The sequence below is a fragment of the Isoptericola sp. NPDC019482 genome (assembly GCF_040632295.1).
Classification (GTDB): Bacteria; Actinomycetota; Actinomycetes; order Actinomycetales; family Cellulomonadaceae; genus Isoptericola.
In genome coordinates this window covers 1-16,777 of sequence record NZ_JBEYBQ010000055.1, presented here as the reverse complement: position 1 = coordinate 16,777, position 16,777 = coordinate 1, and the positions used below count along the sequence as shown (strand labels likewise).

Below are 16,777 nucleotides of genomic sequence, written 5' to 3'. Positions count from 1 at the left end.
TCCCGGGGAACCCGGTGCTGCGCCCCGCCGCCCCCCCAACCCCCCACACGCCCCGCCCCCCATCCCCGCGGTTGTTGTGGGCGCGATTTCGGGGACTATTCGGTCACGAATAGTCCCCGAAATCGCGCTCACAACGATCAGGCGGGGTCGGTGCCCGCCTGACGGCGGGCGACGGCGGCGGCTTCCTCGGCCGCCTCCGCCTTTTCCGCGGCGCGGGCCGCGGCCCGCTCCGCCTTATCGGCCTTGCGCACCGCACGCGAGTCGCGCTTGGTACGACGGCGCTCCTTGCGGCGCTCGATCAGCTCGTAGAGCACCGGCACCACGAACAGGGTGAGCAGCGTCGAGGAGATCAGGCCGCCGATCACCACCAGGGCCAGCGGCTGGCTGATGAACGACCCGCCGCCGGTGAGGCCGATCGCCATGGGCGTCAGCGCGAAGATCGTCGCCAGCGCCGTCATGACGATGGGGCGCAGACGCTTGCGGGCGCCCTCGCGCACGGCCTCGTCCAGCGACCGGGGCTGGCCGTGCGCCGGGTCCCGGTACTGGTTGATGAGGTCGATGAGCACGATCGCGTTCGACACCACGATGCCGACGAGCATCAGCACGCCGATGAGCGCCGGGACACCCAGCGGGGTGTCCGTGGCGAGCAGCGCCAGCAGCGCGCCGGTGGCCGAGAACGGCACCGACACCAGCAGGATCAGCGGCTGCACCAGCGAGCCGAAGGTCGCGACCATCACCAGGTAGACGATGGCGATCGCGGCCACGAGGGCCAGGCCCAGGTCGGCGAACGCGTCGGCCTGGTCGGCCGCGACGCCGCCGATCTCGACGGTCGCCCCGGCGGGCAGGTCGAGGTCGTCCGTGGCCGCGGTGATGTCGGCGCTGAGCGTGCCGACGTCCTGTGTCTCGGGCGTCACCGACACGGTCGCCGACCGCTCGCCGTCGGTGCGGGAGATCGACGTCGGCACGTCGACCTTCTCGACGGTCGCGACGTCGGTGAGCGGCACCATGCCCGCGGCGGTCGGGAGCTCGAGGTCCTCGATCTCGGACTGGGTGGCCGGGGCGTCGCCCGTCTTCACGACGACGTCGATCGGCCCGTCGCCGAGATCCACCTCGCCGGCGGTCTGCTCCGGGTCCATCGCGCCCGACACGATGCCGGACACCTGGGTCTCGGTCAGGCCCGCCTCGGCCGCCTTCTCGCGGTCGACGGACACCTGCACGACCTGCTGCGCGGCGGAGAGGTCGTTGGTCACCTCGGCCACGCCGTCCAGGTCGGACACCGCGTCGGTGACCTGCTGGGCCGCGGACTCGAGGTCGTCGCTGTCGTTCGCCTGCACGACGAGGTCCACGGTGCTGGAGCCGAAGCCGGAGTCCCCGCCGGAGACGCTGACCTCGGTGGTGACGCCCGTGTCGGCCAGCGGCTCGACGGCGTCGCGGATCTCCGTCTGCGCCTCGACGCCGTCGGCGTCGGGGTCGAGGGTGATGGCGAAGGTCGCCTGCGGCGCGGAGCCGCCGCCCATGAACGCCGCCATCGCGGCGTCGCCGGAGCCGACCGTGGTCTGCACGCTCTCGACGGCGTCGACGTCGGCCAGGGCGTCCTCGACCTCGGACGCCGCGGCGTCCTGCGCCTCGAGCGACGCCCCGGTCTCGAACGTCTGCGTCACGGTGACGGTGTCCTGGCCGGAGTCCCCGATGAAGTTGGTCTCCAGGCGGGGCACCAGCGCGAGGGTGCCGCCGAGGACGGCGACCGCGACCACGAGCGTGACCCACGGGTGGCGCAGCGCGGCGCCCAGGCTGGGCACGTACGCGCGCTGCCACAGGCCGCGGCGCTCCTTGGCCTCGGCGGCCTCGCGGATGCGCTCCGCCTCGGCCGGGTCCGTGGCCACGGCGGGCGCCTTGACGAACCAGTACGCGAGGACGGGCACGATCGTCAGGGCCACGACCAGCGACGCGAGCATCGCGATCGCGACGGTCATCGCGAACGGCCGGAACAGCTCGCCCACCATGCCGCCGACCAGCGCGATCGGGAGGAAGACGGCGACCGTGCTGATGGTGGACGCGGTGATGGCGCCGCCCACCTCGCGCACGGCGGTGAGGATGGCGGCCTTCTTGTCCTCGCCGTAGGACAGGTGTCTCTTGATGTTCTCGATGACCACGATGGCGTCGTCGACGACGCGACCGATCGAGATCGTCAGGGCGCCCAGCGTGAGGATGTTGAGCGTGTACCCGGTGGCGTTCATGACGACGAAGGTCACGGCCAGCGAGAGCGGGATCGACACGGCCGACACGAGCGTCGAGCGCAGCGAGACGAGGAACACGAGGATGACGATCACCGCGAACAGCAGGCCGAGCCCACCCTCGGTGGCGAGGCCCTCGATGGACTCCTCGATGAACGGCGCCTGGTCGAAGACGACGGCGGTGGTGACGCCGGCGTCCTCGAGCTCGGGCTTCAGGTCGTCCATCGCGTCCTGGACGGCGTGGGAGACGTCGACGGTGTTGCCGTCGGGGGTCTTGGTGATGGCGACGCCCAGCGAGGACTCGCCGTCGAGCCGGGAGTGCGACGTCGCGTCGACCGGCACGACCTTCACGGTGGCGACGTCGGAGAGCGTCACGGGCTCGGGGGCAGCGGGGACGTCGGCCGTGGGCGGGGCGCCCGTCCCGTCGCCGACCTGGCCGGTGGTGCCGCCGGTCGCGTCGCCCGCGCCCGTCGTCGCGCCCGCCCCGGCCGCGGGGTCGGGGACGAGCGGGAGCGCCTTGAGCTCCTTGACGCTGTCGATGCTGGAGCCGGCCTGCACGGAGTAGGTGACGTCGTCGTCCGTGATGGTGCCGGCGGGCAGCACGACGCCGTTGTCCTTGAGCACGTCGGCGACGTCCTGCGTGGTGAGGCCGGCCGCGGCGACCTTCTTGGTGTTCACGTCGACCAGCACCTGGTCGGTCTCGCCGCCGGTGACGGCGACGGAGCGCACGCCGTCCAGGTCCTCCAGCGCGGGCACGACGACGGTGTCGACGGTGTCCGCGAGCGCCGCGGGGTCGACGTCCTCGTCCTCGCCGGCTGCCGCCGCGAGCTGGATGACGGGCAGGTCGTCGAGCGAGCCGGTGACGACCTGCGGCTCGACGTCCTCCGGGAGCTGCGACTGGATGCGGGTGACGGCGGTCTGGAGCCGCTGCGTCGCGGCGTCCATGTCGGTGCCGTACTCGAACTGCACGGTGGTGACCGAGCTGCCGGTGGACGCCGTCGAGCCGATGGACTCGATGCCCTCGACGGACTGGGCGGCTGCCTCGAGCGGCTCGGTGACGCGCTGCTCGACCACCTCCGGCGATGCGCCCGGGTAGGTCGCGACGACCGCGCCCGCCGGGAGCTCCAGGGACGGGATGAGCTCCTGCTTGAGGGAGCCCAGGCTCATCGCCCCGAAGACGAAGATCGCGATCGTCGCCAGGGCGACGACGGCGCGGTTCGCCAGGGACAGGCGGGCAAGTCGGAACACGCTCACTCCAGACGGGCGGTCGGCAGATGGGGCACGACTCCGCTGTCGTGACGCTTGGGCTGAACGGACGATACGCGCCACGAGTTCCCCGGCACATCGTCCGAAAGTCGGACGGGGCCCGACGGCGGTCGGACCCCGTAGCGCGACGGGCGCCGGGCGGTGGTGTCCGCCCGGCGCCCGTCGGCCCGTCGCCCCCCCGGGTGCGACGCGTGGGTCACAGCTCGGACATGGCCTCCTCGGGCGTGCCCTCGACGGCACGGGCGGCCTTGTTCCAGCGCGACCACAGCACCTTCTCGCCGAGCTGCCCGGCCATCTTGTGGGCGGTGAGCAGGAAGACGATCACGCCCACGGCCAGCACCCCGACGCCGACCCAGTACGGGGCGGAGGCGCCGACGGGGTGCAGCAGGCCGGCGATCACGGGGGCCGGTGCGGCGAAGCCCCAGCGCACGAGGTTGAAGGCGCCGGTCGTGACGCGGCGGTCGGGGTCGCCGAGCGCCAGAGACAGGTCGGTGAGGATCGCGTTGGCGATGCCCATGAACACGCCGGCGACGACGAGGACGACGATCGAGGCCGCCGTCGAGAGGCCGAGGGCGAGCAGCAGCGTCATGACGAGCACGCCGGCCACGGCGATCCCGAGGGTCTGCACGGCGCCGATCGTGTGCGCGAGCTTGTGGCCGACGACGAGGATGCCGAACGCGAGGCCGAGGCCCCAGGCGGTGAACACCAGGCCGAGGGGGACGACGTCGAGCCCGAGAAAGATCGGCGTGTAGCCGAGGATGATGAAGAACACGAAGTTGTACGTGGCGGTGACGACGGCGAGCGCGAGGAACGCGGGCTTGCGGAAGAGCCCGAAGACCTGGCCCACGTGCAGCGGCGCCGGCTTCTCGGCCGGGTCCTTGAGCTTCGTGATCGACATGGCCAGCGCGACGATCATGAACAGGCCGCAGGCGAAGAACGGCACTCGCCAGCTGATGCTGCCGAGCAGGCCGCCGATGAGCGGGCCGACGGCGAACCCGAGGCCCACGCAGGTCTCGAAGATGCCGACCACCCACTCGCGGTCGTTGGCGAGCGAGACGAGCAGCACCATCGCGGTGGCGAAGAACATCGCGTTGCCGAGGCCCCACAGCCCGCGCAGCGCGGCGAGCTGGCCGATCGACGTGCTCAGCGCGGCGAGGATCGCCGCGATCGCGACGATGGTGACGCCCGTGCCGAGGATCTTCTTGTAGCCGAACTTCCCCGTGGCCAGCACGGCCGGGATCATGCCGATGGCCATGACCGCGATGTACGCGGTGAACAGGAGCTCGATCTGCCACGTGGTGGCGCCGATGGCCTCGCCGATCACCGGGAGGATCGGGTCGACGACGGCGATTCCTGCGATCGCGAAGAACGCGGTCAGCGCGGTCGCGTAGATCGCGGTCTTGTTCGGTTCGTTGCGTGTGCCTGCCACGGACTCCTCGCTCCTGCCCCACGGGTCGCCGCGGGGTCTTCTGCTGCTGGTCTGTCGATGCGGCGCGCCGTCGTCATCGGCACGGGGCCGTGCGGGGCGCCAAGATACCTGCATGGTGCAGGTAATTACCTGTAGGATACACCTATGAACGCTTCCCGGGGAAACAGTGTGGAGATGTCGCATCCGGACCGGGACGACGACCCCGCGACGGCGGAGGTCGTCGCGCGCGTCGAGCTCGGCCTCGCCCAGCTGCTACGCCGGGCCGAGCGCACCACCGCGGCGACCACCGTCCGGACCGGCGGCCACGACCTCGACCGCTCGGGCTACCTGCTGCTCCACGCCCTGCGCGACGGCGGCCCCCAGCGCGTCCAGGCGCTCGCCGAACGGCTCGGCATCGACGGCTCCACCGCCACCCGCCAGGTGGCCGCCCTCGAGCGCGCCGGCCACGTGCAACGCTCCCGCGACCCGCACGACGGCCGCGCCGTCGTCGTCACCGCGACCGCGAGCGGCAAGGACGCCCTGCGCGCGCAGCGGCGACGGCGCAGCGCGACCTACTCCACCGTGCTCGCGGACTGGGAGGCTTCGGACCGCATCCTCCTGGCCGAGCTCGTCGAGCGTCTCAACGCCGACCTCGACACCTACAAGCGGGACACTCCCCCGGCCTGACCGCAAGCAGGTCGCCTCGGGCAATCGATGTCCGGGACCGGTGCCGCGTCGCTCTAGGGAGCCGGAAGGAACGATGCCCAGGGCGACACCTGCCCCGGGCGGTCACTGCCGGCTCCATCGAGGGAGAACGACGTGGTCCCGCACTTCGACACCGCCCCTGAACCGCGCCCTGCGCACCGACGCCGCCGCCGCGCGGTCGCCGCCCTGCTGGCGGCCGCGCTCGCCCTCGTGCTCCCGGTCGCCCTCCCCGCCGAGGAGGCCGACTCCGCGCCGAAGTTCAACGTCCCCTGCGAGACGCTCACGGGCGTGACGGACCTCGCCGACTGGGCCGAACTTCCGGGCGGTGGCCGGACGACGACCTTGATCGACGATGCCGACAACTACGAGTACGAGAATCCGGCCGAGAAGTGGCGCACCGAGAACGCTCCTAGCCAGCAGGAGCTCGACGGAGTGCCGTCGAAGAAGGCCAAGTCGGGCACCAAGGACCACCTGATCCAGTCGTGGAAGAAGTACCTCGGCCGTCAGGGGAAGCTCGACTGGGCAGACTGGCTCAACAACTACATCCCCAACCAGGCCAACGACTTCCGGGGCGATGGCTACCAGAAGAGCGTGGCCAAGTTCCTCAAGCTCGGCGGACCGGACTGGATCTGCGAGGACACCGAGCTCTGGCAGGAGCTCGAGCTGGACAAGGAGCGCCGCTTTGACTCCGTCAACCGCAGGCACAAGATCGTGTACGAACTGAAGTCGGGCAGCTCCGCGATCACGGACAAGCAGCTCAGGCTCGACAAGCAGGTCACGGGCAAGGGCTGGAAGGTCGTCTACATCACCACCCGCAAACTCCAGGAGAAGACCGTCACCCGGCTCGGCAGGTACGGCGTCACCCACGCGACCCTTCGGGCCAACGGCGTGCTGGCGAAACCGGGGGCCTCCGCGAGCACCGCGATGAACACCCCGAAGGCGACGACCAACGGGCCGGTGAAGAACATCGCCGCCCAGTCCGGGAGCACCCCCACCCAGGCGAAACAGGTCCAACAGCTGAACAACCAGCTCCGTGCCGAGTCATCGCGCCCTGGCATGAGCCCGGTTCGTCCCGGCGGCATCGACTGGACGTCGCTGGAGCTGCGGTACGTCTCCGACGACCCGAAGTCGGACGACCTGGCCTACTCCTTCGCGGCCGCCGAGCTGCCCGACGATGGTGCGGCGGAGCCCGGCTATGGCGGCGAGGCCGCGCTGGACCTGTCGTCCGACGCCCTGATGACATGGCTCGCGCTCGACCCGGGCCAGTTCTGGGTGAACCTCAACCCAGACACGCCCGAGACGATCATCGACGAGCAGTTCGCCACCACCGACGCCGGTCGGGTGCTGCTCGAGGCCGACCTCGCGTTCAAGCGCACCATCGCTGACGGGATGGACCCCGACACCGAGACCGGCAACGCGTTCTGGGAGTCGATGGAGCGCACCGACGAGGGCCTGATCTGCCACGACTGGTTCCGGTTCTGGGTCGACCCGAAGCCCGCGACGGTGCGCGAGGACGGCAACCAGCTCTACATCCTCGACGCCCCGCTGCGCGCCCAGATCGAGCCCGTCGAGGTCGACTGGGAGATGCCCGGCCAGGACGACTCGTGCGAGTCCGCACCGCAGGACGTCGTCGACCACAACAACCAGCTGCTCGTGGACACGTACGCGCCGCTCCTCGAGGAGTCCGTGAACACGGACCCGAGGTACGCCGACCTGCGCCGCGTCTACACGGCGCGGGTCGTCGCCCAGTGGCTGCGCGAGCGGGACGCCGAGCGCCCCGGGGCGTACCACGAGGTCATCGGCTCGGGCGACGTGAGCGACTGGCCGGCACGCACGGAGTGGGACCCGCGGGACGTCTTCGACGACTACATGGAGCGCCTCCAGACCCCCCTGTACCGCTACGAGTGGACGCATGGCGACCTGGAGTACTGGCTAGAGATCACCGGCGGCGTCATGCTGCCCGACACCCCGCGCGACGCGATGTCGAAGGGCTCGTTCGAGGAGCAGCACCCCGAGCTGCCGAGGGCCGCACAGGCCGCGCGGTACGACGTCGCGAGCGTGCCCGCCGAACTCGCAGGGCAGGACGACGTCACGACGCTCGCCGACGAAACCGACACCGCGTGGCTCGGCGGGGGGACGTACGTGGCGCCGGCCCCGGTGCCCACGGACCCGCCCGAACCCACCGACCCGCCCGGCGGCGACGACGGCGCGGGCGGCGGCGACGGGGACGGCGGGGGCCCGGACGACGGCCGCGCGACCGTCGAGGACGAGCCCACCCCCGACGCACGCCCCGCCAGGCCGGACGACCCCGCCGCTCGGGGCGACGAACGCCCCGCGCCGTCGCGCGCCGACGCCGCGCAACCGGGGCAGGCGACCACACCGGCCATGCTCGCGAGCACCGGCTTCGGCGACGTCGGTCTGATGGTGGCGGCGATCGTCCTGGTGCTCGTGGGTCTCGTCCTTGTCGGCATCCGACGGCGCTGGTTCCCGCGGTCCTGACCGCTCACCCGGGAGCGCGTCTGCCCTGAGCAGATGCGCTCCCGGCAGAGAACCCTCCCGCGGCGGCCTGCGCCGTCGGACTGTGGGGTCATGAGCACACCCACCCTGAGCACACCGACACCACCCACCCCACCCGCCTTCGACGACCAGCTCACCGCGCGGCTGCTGCACCAGCGCATCGTGGTGATCGGCACCGAGATCGACGACGCCGTCGCGAACCGCGTGGTCGCGCAGCTCCTGCTGCTGTCGGCCGAGGACCCGCGGTCCGACGTCGCGCTGTACGTGAACTCCCCCGGCGGCTCCGTCACCGCGGGGCTCGGCATCTACGACACGATGCGGCTGCTGCCGAACGACGTGGTGACGGTCGGCTTCGGCTTCGCCGCCAGCATGGGCCAGTTCCTCCTCACCACCGGCACCAAGGGCAAGCGCTACGCGCTGCCGCACACGCGGGTGATGATGCACCAACCGTCCGCGGGCATCGGCGGCACCGCCGTCGACATCGCGATCCAGGCGGAGAACCTGGAGCACACCAAGCGTGTGATGCACGAGCTCACCGCGCAGCACACGGGCCGCACGGTGGAGCAGATCGCCACCGACAGCGACCGCGACCGCTGGTTCACCGCCACCGAGGCGGTCGAGTACGGCATCGTCGACCGGATCGTCGAGAGCGTCGAGGACGTGCGTCCGACCGCCGCCGGCCGGAGGGCGGGGCTGTGATGACTGCGAGGATGGACGAGACGATGAGCTACACGATCCCGAACGTCGTCGAGCGCACGCCGCTGGGCGAGCGCTACTCGGACGTCTTCAGCCGCCTGCTGCGCGACCGCATCATCTTCCTCGGCACGGAGATCGACGACGGCGTGGCGAACGTCGTCATGGCGCAGCTGCTGCACCTGGAGTCCGAGGGGCCCGACCAGGAGATCGGGCTGTACATCAACTCTCCCGGCGGCTCGGCCACGGCGATGACCGCCATCTACGACACGATGCAGTACGTGCGCAGCGACGTCGCCACCACCTGCATGGGCCAGGCGGCGTCGGCCGCCGCGGTGCTGCTCGCCGCGGGAACGCCCGGCAAGCGCACCGTGCTGGAGCACTCCCGCGTGCTGCTGCACCAGCCGTCCACCCAGGGGCAGGGCACCGTCTCCGACCTCGCCATCCAGGCGCGCGAGGTGCTGCGCCTGCGCGCCGAGACCGAGGAGCTGCTGGCCCGCCACACCGGCCAGACCGTGGAACGCCTGCGCACCGACACCGACCGCGACCTCATCCTCTCGGCGCACGACGCCGTCGAGTACGGGGTGGCGGACGCGGTCGTCACCTCGCGCAAGCTGTCGGACCGCGCCGTGGCCTAGCCGTCGTCCCGCGCCACCGGGCGCCCGCCGACGTGCCAGTCGTGGACCTCGACCTCCGCGTAGTCGTCCACGACCAGCACCCGGCGGGCGTCGGCGGGCGCGGGCGCCTCGACCAGCGCGGCCGCCCCGAGGACGGCGGCGCCGTCGTCGGACAGGAGGTGGCCCGCCGCGACGAGGCCGGCCCCCGCCCCGGCCGTGACGAGCGGCTCGCCGCTCCCCCGCCACCCGAGCCCGAGCCCGAGGGCCAGGAACCGCGGGCCGCCCTCCGGCCCGCCGTGGTACTCCCACATCGTGCGCCCGAGCAGGTCGCGCCACCGTCGCAGCAGCACGTCGCGGTACGCACCGGCCTGGTAGTTGGGCTCGTCGAACGCGAACGCCCGGGCGGCGGCGGGCCCTGGCAGGTCGAGGACGTGCACGCTGCCGGTGAGCGTCTCGCCGTCGTCCGTCGTCGTCGGGCCGCGCGCGACCATCCCGTCCGCGAACCGGTCCATGTAAGACCAGGTGCTCCTCGTTGAGCGCCTCACGCAGGGCGCGCGAGCCGGCACGATCACGGTGGAAGACGAAGAACTCCACGCCGCCCCGTTCCTACGCGGCGAGGGCGACGACGTCCGACGTCGTCGAACGCACGGCCGTCGCCGAGCGCACGTGCGCCGGCGACGACGGCGAGCGGTCGCGCAGCGACGTGAGCACCCGGACGCGCTGCTGCTGCTCGGCGCTCGCGGCGAGCGCGTCGTGCGCCTCGGCGACGAGGTCGACGAGCCGGATGCCGAGCGCCGCGCACACCGCGGCGAGCACCTCGGACGACGCCTCCTTGCGGCCGCGCTCCACCTCGGACAGGTACGCCGTGGACATGCGCGCCTCGCCGGACACCTCCTGCAGCGTGCGACCCTGGGCCAGGCGCGCCCGGCGCAGGATCGCCCCGACCAGGTGCCGCAGCAGCGGCTCGCGCACGTGCTCCGTCGCGGTCGTGCCGAACCCCGTGTCCGCCGTCATGCCCACGACGCTACCCGCGACCGGCCCCGGTGGGCTCAGCCAGGGGCGCGGCGGGCGGCCGTTCTGCTGACGGCAGAAGTCGCCGCGCGGCCCGGCCGCTGCCGTAGAGCACCCCGCCGACGACGAGCGCGGCGCCCACGCCCTCGAGCGGGGTCACCCGCTCGCCGAGCAGCAGCCAGGCCGCCGACATGCCGACGACCGGCACGAGCATGGAGAACGGGGCGACCACGCCCGCGGGGTGGCGGGCCATGAGCCAGGTCCAGATCCCGGAGCCGAGCACCGTCGCGACGACCACCGTGTACAGGAGGCCGACGACGGCGCCCACGGCCGCGGGGTCGTCCCAGGAGGTGAGCGAGCGGGTGATCTCGCCCGGGCCCTCGACCAGCAGGGACAGCGCGAGCATCGGCAGCGGCGGCACCACGGACATCCACAGGGTGAGGCGCAGCGGGCTCTGCGGTTTGGCCTGCCGGTTGCAGACGTTGCCGATCGCCCAGCCGAACGCGCCGGCCAGGGTGAGCAGGAAGGGCACGACCGTGGCGGTCGCGGCCTGCTGCCAGGCGACCAGGGTGAGGCCGCCGACGGCCACGAGGATGCCGAGCACCTGCCGGCCGGTCACCCGCTCCCGCAGGAACGTGGCTCCCAGCAGCACGGTGAAGGGCCCGGACATCTGGAGCACGAGCGACGCGAGGCCGGCAGGCATCCCGGCCGCCATGCCCCAGTACAGGAAGAGGAACTGCAGCGCGCCGAACCCGAGCCCGTAGCCGACCACCCAGCACACCGGGACGTCCGGCCACGGCACCAGGAACACGGTGGGCAGGGCGATGAGCGCGAACCGCAGCGCGACGAGGAACATCGGCGGGAAGTGCTGCAGCGACGCGTCGATGGCGATGAAGTTCAACCCCCACAGGAGGGCGACGAGGACGGCGAGCAGCCGGTGGCGGGCGGGCATGCGCCCAGCCTCACCCGCTGGACGTTGAAGGACAAGCGAAACCTGCTTCACGCTATCTGTAGGCTGGCTTCATGGATGTCCGGCACCTGGAGCTGCTCCGCGAGCTCGCCGACCGGGGCAGCGTCACCGCCGTCGCCCACGCCACCCACCGCACGCCGTCGGCAGTGTCCCAGCAGCTGCGCACCGCCCAGCGCGAGCTGCGCACGCCGCTCGTCGAGCCGTCCGGCCGCGGGCTGCGGCTCACGGACGCCGGCCGGCTGCTGGCCGAGGGCGGGGCGAGCGTCGCCGCCGCGCTCGCGCAGGTCCAGGCCCGCTGGGACGAGTTCCAGGGCGAGCCGTCGGGCACCGTCAGCGTCGCGGCCCTGGCCAGCGCCGCCACGTTCCTGCTCCCCCGCGTCATGGCGGACCTCGCCGGCACCGCGATCACGCTGCGCTGCTCCGACGTCGACATCGCCGAGGCGGAGTACGGCCCGCTCACCGCGGACCACGACGTCGTCGTCGCGCACTCCCTCACCAGTGTGCGGCCCGCGGGGGCCGAGGGGCTCACGGTCGTGCCGCTCGCGCGCGAGCCCCTCGACATCGCGATGGCCGCCGACCACCCGCTCGCCCGCCTGCCGCGCGTGCGGCCGCGCGACCTCGTCGACCAGGACTGGATCGGGGTGCCCCTCGGCTACCCGTTCGACTCCGTGCGGCTCGCCGTCGAGCAGGCCACCGGGGCCGAGCTGCGCGTCGTGCAGCGGCTGCGCGACAACCGCCTCATCGAGGCGCTCGTCGCCGCGGGCGACCAGGTCGCCGTGCTACCGCGCTTCACCACGCCCACCGGCGACCGCCTCGTGCTGCGCGAGCTGACCGACGTCGCCATCGCGCGGCACGTCTCCGCCGTCCTGCGCCCCGACCGCGCCGAGCGGCTCGCCGTCCGCCGCGTCGTCGACGCGTTCCGCCGCGCGGGCGCCGATGTCGCCGCGGCCATGTCCGGCGACGACGCCGTCTGATCCCGCTGCAGGTGGTGCCCCCGCCCGGGTTCGAACCGGGACTGGGCCGGGTTTAAGCCGGCTGCCTCTGCCAGTTGGGCTACGGGGGCGGAACGACGGAGCGGGCGCCTGCGACCCCCGAGGGAGATCGCCGGCGCCCGCTCACGGTACCGGGGAGGGTCAGCCCTTCTCGGCGCGCGCGGCCGACGACTCGGCCTTCTGCTCCACCTTCTGGCCCGGCTGCTTCGGCGGCACGGACGCCTTGCGGAACTCGTCGCGCGGGTCGTGCAGGGAGCCGAGGGACACGATCTCGCGGCCCATGAGGAACTGGCCGATCCAGCCGATGAGGATGCGGATCTTGCGGTTGCCCGTCGGCATGGCCATGACGTGGTAGCCGCGGTGCGCGAGCCAGGCGAGCGGGCCGCGCAGCTTGAGGAAGCCGAACAGCTCCGCGACGCCCTTGTACAGGCCGAGCGACGCGACGACGCCGACGCTCTTGTGCGCGTAGTCCTCGGGCTGCTCGCCCTTGAGGACGGCGACCAGGTTGTCGGCCAGCTTGGTGGCCTCGCGGATCGCGTGCTGCGCGTTCGGCGGGCAGAACTGGCCCGGGTTGAGCACGTCGGGCACGGCGGCGCAGTCGCCCGCGGCCCAGGCGCCGGGGACGATCTCGCCGTCCTCCGTCGCGACCTGGAGGGTGGGCTTGACGACGACGCGGCCCATGCGGTCGACGGGGAGGTCCGACTCCTCCTTGATGACCGGGTTCGCCTTGACGCCCGCGGTCCACACGATCGTCTCGGTGTCGAACTCGACGCCCGTCGACGTGACGACGTGCCCGTCCAGGCAGGACGACAGGAACGTGTTGAGGTGGAACTCGATGCCGCGCTTCTTCATCTCGTCGAGCGCCCACAGGCCCATGGGCTCGGAGACCTCGGGCAGGATGCGGCCCGAGCCCTCGATCATGACGAAGCGCAGGTCCTCGACGTCGATCGTCGGGTAGTTGCGCGTGGCGTACCGCGCCATGTCCTCGATCTCGGCGAGCGCCTCGATACCGGCGAAGCCGCCGCCGACGAACGTGAACGTCAGCATGCGCTTGCGCGCCTCCGCGTCCCACGTCGACGACGCGACGTCCATGCGGTTGAGCACGTGGTTGCGGACCGCGATGGCCTCCTCCACGTTCTTGAAGCCGATCGCGGTCTCCGCGAGGCCCGGGATGGGCAGCGTGCGGGACACCGAGCCGAGGCCGATGACGAGCTGGTCGTAGGAGACCTCGTAGTCCGGCCCCTCCTCGGGGTGGATCGTGATCTTGTGCCCGGCGTGGTCGATGTGGTTGACCAGGCCCTGCAGCACGTCGATGCCCTTGAGCGCCTTGCGGTGCGGGGCGACGACGTCGCGCGCGTCGATCGAGCCCGCGCCCGCCTCCGGCAGGAACGGCGCGTAGGTCATGTACGGCCGGGGGTCGACGACGACGATCGCCGCATCCTGCTTGCCGAGCTTGCGGCGCAGACGACGCGCCGCGTAGAGGCCGACGGAACCACCGCCGAGGACGACGATGCGAGGCACCTTGCGGGGCCGCGGGGCCGCTGCGGGCGCGTCCTGGACAGAGGTGTCCGACGACAGAACGTTCTGAGGCATGATCACCATTCTACGACCGTGCCGGAGGCACGCAGTCGAGCCGTCCATCCTGCGACCCCCGGCAGCTTTCGCGCAGGTCAGGCCGCACGGGTCACGCGAGCGAGAGCGCGATGCCGTCGAGGATGTCGCTCTCGCTGGTCACGACGTCGGTCAGCGTGCCGCCCGCGGCGGCGACGTCGGCGCGCACCCGTCGCACGACCTCCGACCAGACCAGCGCGCCCGCGCCGATGACGTCCGCGCGACCGGGGTGCATGAACCCGAGGGCGAGGCGCTGCTCGCGGGTGCGGTGCAGCAGGTCGTCGCACGCGGCGAGCACCCCGTCGACGCCGAGGACGGCGCCGTGCACGGCGTCGCGCCGGTACTCGGTCAGCCCCAGGACGTGCGCGGTCACCGACGTCACCGAGCCGGCGAGGCCGACGAGCGTCGTGGTCCGGCCGAACGGGACGGTGCGGGCGGCGTCGTCGAGCGCGGCGCGCACGTCGGCGCGGGCGGCCTCCACCTCGGCCGGCGCAGGCGGGTCGGAGTGCAGGTGACGCTCCGTCATCCGCACCGACCCGACGTCGAGCGAGAGGGCGGCCTCCGGCGTCGTCGTGCCGAGCACCAGCTCGGTCGAGCCGCCGCCGAGGTCCACCACCAGGTACGGCCCGGGGTGCTGCGCGGCGACGCCCGCGGTCGCACCGCGGAACGACAGCTCCGCCTCCTCGCGGCCCGACGCCACCTCGGCGTCGACGCCGAGCGCCGCGCGGACGCCGTCGAAGAACTCCCGCCGGTTGCGCGCGTCGCGCGTGGCCGACGTCGCGACGAAGCGCACGCGCGTGGCGCCCGCCTCGGTGATGACCTTCGCGTAGTCGCGCGACGCCTCCAGCGTGCGCGCCAGCGCCTCCGGGGCGAGCTCGCCCGTGCGGTCCACGCCCTGCCCGAGCCGCACGATGCGCAGCTGCCGGTCGACCTCGGTCAGCGTGCCGTCGGGGCCGACGTCGGCGACCAGGAGACGGATGGAGTTGGTGCCGCAGTCGATGGCCGCGACCCGTGTCGCGGAGGCAGCAGTGGGCGTGGAGCGTTCGATCACGGGCGACACTGTCTCATTCGACACCGACGCCCCGCCGTTCGAACGTCGGCCGTGTGACGAAGGCCCGTCAGCAGGTGCAGCGGTCGGGCCGCCACTGGTCGCGCACCCGGGCGAGGGCCTCGTCGCCGAGCGGGTTGACGCCGGGGCCGGCGGCCAGCGCGTGCCCCATGAGCACGTGGAGGCACTTCACACGGGTGGGCATCCCGCCGGCGGAGATGCCCTCGATCTCATCGACCTGCCCGAGCTCCGCGCGCTTCGCCAGGTAGTGCTCGTGCGCGCCCCGGTAGGCCGCCGCGAGCTCCTCGTCCTCGCCGAGCCGCTCCGTCATCTCCTTCATCACACCGTCCGCCTCCAGCCGCGACGCGGCGGCGACCGCGCCCGGGTGCGTGAGGTAGTAGGTGGTCGGGAACGGCGTCCCGTCGGGCAGCCGCGGCGCGGTGCGCACGACGAGCGGGCGACCGCACACGCAGCGGGCGGCGATGCCGACGACGCCGCGCGGCTCGCGGCCGAGCTGCTCGGCGAGCACCTCGAGGTCGCGGTCGGTGACGGCGGTCGGGTCGCCGGCGTCGACGGGGGCGGGGGTCTGGTCGGTCACGGAGGTCCTCGGGTGCGTCGCGGGCGGGGCAGCCCCATTGTCCCCCGGGCGCTCCCCCGGTCGCACCGCTGCCGCCGTGCGCCCGCTCACCACCAGGGTGCGAGCGAGCCGCCGTCGACGACGTGGTCGGCGGGCAGGGCTCAGCCGGCTCCCGGCGACGGGCTGGGCGAGCCGCGCTCCGGATCGCCGTCGCCCGTGGCGGCCGGGCCGTCGGCGACCTGCACCGACTCCCAGACCGACTGGTACCAGGGCACGCTCGGGCCGGTGGACGTCCCCACCGGCCCGGAGCCGACGGCCTCGCCCGTCACGGGGTCGACGTCGTCGTCGCCCGCCGCGTCCGGGTCGACCACGCGCCACACCTTGTCCGCCGGCATGACGAAGCTGAGCCGGGACCGCGCCTGCTCCTCGACGTACGACCGGTCCTCCCAGCGCCCGAGCTCCACCTCCAGACGGTCGCGCTCCGCCTGGTTCTGCGCCAGCTCGGTGCGGAGCCGGTCCAGCTCGTGCGACTGCTGGACGGCGGCGCGCACCGTCGGCAGCAGCAGCACCACCGCGAGCAGCACCACCACCGACAGCACGATGAGCCGGACGGTGAGCACCTCCGGCAGCACCAGCCCGTAACGGCTGCGCCGTCGCTCCTCGCGCGCCGGACCCGCCGGACGTCGTGACCCGCGCCTCGTGCTCGCCGCGCCCTTGCCGGAGCTCTTGCCGGAGGCCTGGGCCGTGCCCTTCGCCGTGCCCTTCGCGCCGGCGCTCTTGCTCGTGCCCTTCGCCGCGGCCTTGGGCCTGGTGCCCACCGACGCGTTCGCCGTCGTCGTGGGCCGCGCGGAACCGCCGCGCGCCCCCGAGGGCCGCGACGCCGGACGGCGGGCGGCGGGCGAGGTCGGGCGACGGGCAGGCACGCCCCGATTCTGCCGAGCCGCACCGCCCGCGCCCGGGACCGTCGTCGGCGCGCCCGCGAGGCCACCCTCGCCGAGGTAGTCCAGGCCGCGCCGAGGTAGTCCAGGCCGCGCCGAGGTAGTCCAGGCCGCGCCGAGGTAGTGGACTGGACCACTACCGCGGCGCGGCGCGAACGACCGCGCGGGGGGGGGGGCAAGCGCGGCCCGG

14 protein-coding genes and 1 tRNA gene are annotated in these 16,777 nt (G+C 73.0%); 5 read left to right on the top strand and 10 right to left on the bottom strand.

Annotation, left to right across the window (positions count from 1 at the left end; translation table 11 throughout):
• Positions 1-137: 137 nt before the first annotated feature.
• Both ABZ493_RS20910 and ABZ493_RS20905 read right to left on the bottom strand, forming a co-directional pair.
• On the bottom strand, positions 138-3,482 hold the full coding sequence (locus ABZ493_RS20910; protein WP_430584036.1) for an efflux RND transporter permease subunit: 3,345 nt from the start codon (positions 3,480-3,482) through the stop codon (positions 138-140).
• 214 nt (positions 3,483-3,696) lie between these two features.
• A complete protein-coding gene (locus tag ABZ493_RS20905) occupies positions 3,697-4,929 on the bottom strand; it encodes an MFS transporter (RefSeq protein ID WP_430584035.1) in 1,233 nt (410 codons plus the stop codon).
• A gap of 174 nt (positions 4,930-5,103) precedes the next feature.
• Here ABZ493_RS20905 and ABZ493_RS20900 point away from each other — a divergent pair, with 174 nt between their 5' ends.
• The 4 genes from ABZ493_RS20900 to ABZ493_RS20885 all read left to right on the top strand — a co-directional run bounded on the left by ABZ493_RS20900 (position 5,104) and on the right by ABZ493_RS20885 (position 9,461).
• Complete coding sequence (locus ABZ493_RS20900) at positions 5,104-5,595, top strand: MarR family transcriptional regulator (protein ID WP_430584034.1); 492 nt, start codon at positions 5,104-5,106, stop codon at positions 5,593-5,595.
• A 132-nt stretch (positions 5,596-5,727) separates the two neighbouring features.
• Positions 5,728-8,112, top strand: coding sequence for a hypothetical protein (locus ABZ493_RS20895; RefSeq protein WP_430584033.1), 2,385 nt, complete (start codon positions 5,728-5,730; stop codon positions 8,110-8,112).
• A 90-nt stretch (positions 8,113-8,202) separates the two neighbouring features.
• A complete protein-coding gene (locus tag ABZ493_RS20890) occupies positions 8,203-8,829 on the top strand; it encodes an ATP-dependent Clp protease proteolytic subunit (protein ID WP_430584032.1) in 627 nt (208 codons plus the stop codon).
• 11 nt (positions 8,830-8,840) lie between these two features.
• Positions 8,841-9,461 carry an ATP-dependent Clp protease proteolytic subunit gene (locus ABZ493_RS20885; RefSeq protein WP_430584037.1) on the top strand — a complete coding sequence of 207 codons (621 nt, stop codon included), beginning with the start codon at positions 8,841-8,843 and terminating at the stop codon, positions 9,459-9,461.
• Here ABZ493_RS20885 and ABZ493_RS20880 read toward each other — a convergent pair.
• The 3 genes from ABZ493_RS20880 to ABZ493_RS20870 all read right to left on the bottom strand — a co-directional run bounded on the left by ABZ493_RS20880 (position 9,458) and on the right by ABZ493_RS20870 (position 11,403).
• Complete coding sequence (locus ABZ493_RS20880) at positions 9,458-9,952, bottom strand: YciI family protein (protein ID WP_430584031.1); 495 nt, start codon at positions 9,950-9,952, stop codon at positions 9,458-9,460. The genes ABZ493_RS20885 and ABZ493_RS20880 overlap by 4 nt on opposite strands.
• 94 nt (positions 9,953-10,046) lie before the next feature.
• Complete coding sequence (locus ABZ493_RS20875; RefSeq protein WP_430584030.1) at positions 10,047-10,454, bottom strand: helix-turn-helix transcriptional regulator; 408 nt, start codon at positions 10,452-10,454, stop codon at positions 10,047-10,049.
• 10 nt (positions 10,455-10,464) lie between these two features.
• Positions 10,465-11,403, bottom strand: a complete 939-nt coding sequence (locus ABZ493_RS20870; RefSeq protein WP_430584029.1) for an EamA family transporter — start codon at positions 11,401-11,403, stop codon at positions 10,465-10,467.
• Between the two features lie 71 nt (positions 11,404-11,474).
• On the opposite strand from ABZ493_RS20870, the gene ABZ493_RS20865 reads away from it, so the two are divergent.
• Positions 11,475-12,395 carry a LysR family transcriptional regulator gene (locus ABZ493_RS20865; RefSeq protein WP_430584028.1) on the top strand — a complete coding sequence of 307 codons (921 nt, stop codon included), beginning with the start codon at positions 11,475-11,477 and terminating at the stop codon, positions 12,393-12,395.
• Positions 12,396-12,407: 12 nt separating this feature from the next.
• Here ABZ493_RS20865 and ABZ493_RS20860 read toward each other — a convergent pair.
• The 5 genes from ABZ493_RS20860 to ABZ493_RS20840 form a co-directional block, all read right to left on the bottom strand.
• A tRNA-Leu gene (locus ABZ493_RS20860) sits at positions 12,408-12,484 on the bottom strand.
• A gap of 70 nt (positions 12,485-12,554) precedes the next feature.
• On the bottom strand, positions 12,555-14,006 hold the full coding sequence (locus ABZ493_RS20855) for an NAD(P)/FAD-dependent oxidoreductase (protein ID WP_430584027.1): 1,452 nt from the start codon (positions 14,004-14,006) through the stop codon (positions 12,555-12,557).
• 91 nt (positions 14,007-14,097) lie between these two features.
• On the bottom strand, positions 14,098-15,075 hold the full coding sequence (locus ABZ493_RS20850) for a Ppx/GppA phosphatase family protein (protein WP_430584026.1): 978 nt from the start codon (positions 15,073-15,075) through the stop codon (positions 14,098-14,100).
• A 67-nt stretch (positions 15,076-15,142) separates the two neighbouring features.
• Entirely contained in the window at positions 15,143-15,670 is a 528-nt protein-coding gene (locus ABZ493_RS20845) for a DUF501 domain-containing protein (RefSeq protein WP_430584025.1), read from the bottom strand.
• A 140-nt stretch (positions 15,671-15,810) separates the two neighbouring features.
• Entirely contained in the window at positions 15,811-16,572 is a 762-nt protein-coding gene (locus ABZ493_RS20840; RefSeq protein ID WP_430584024.1) for a septum formation initiator family protein, read from the bottom strand.
• Positions 16,573-16,777 lie beyond the last annotated feature (205 nt).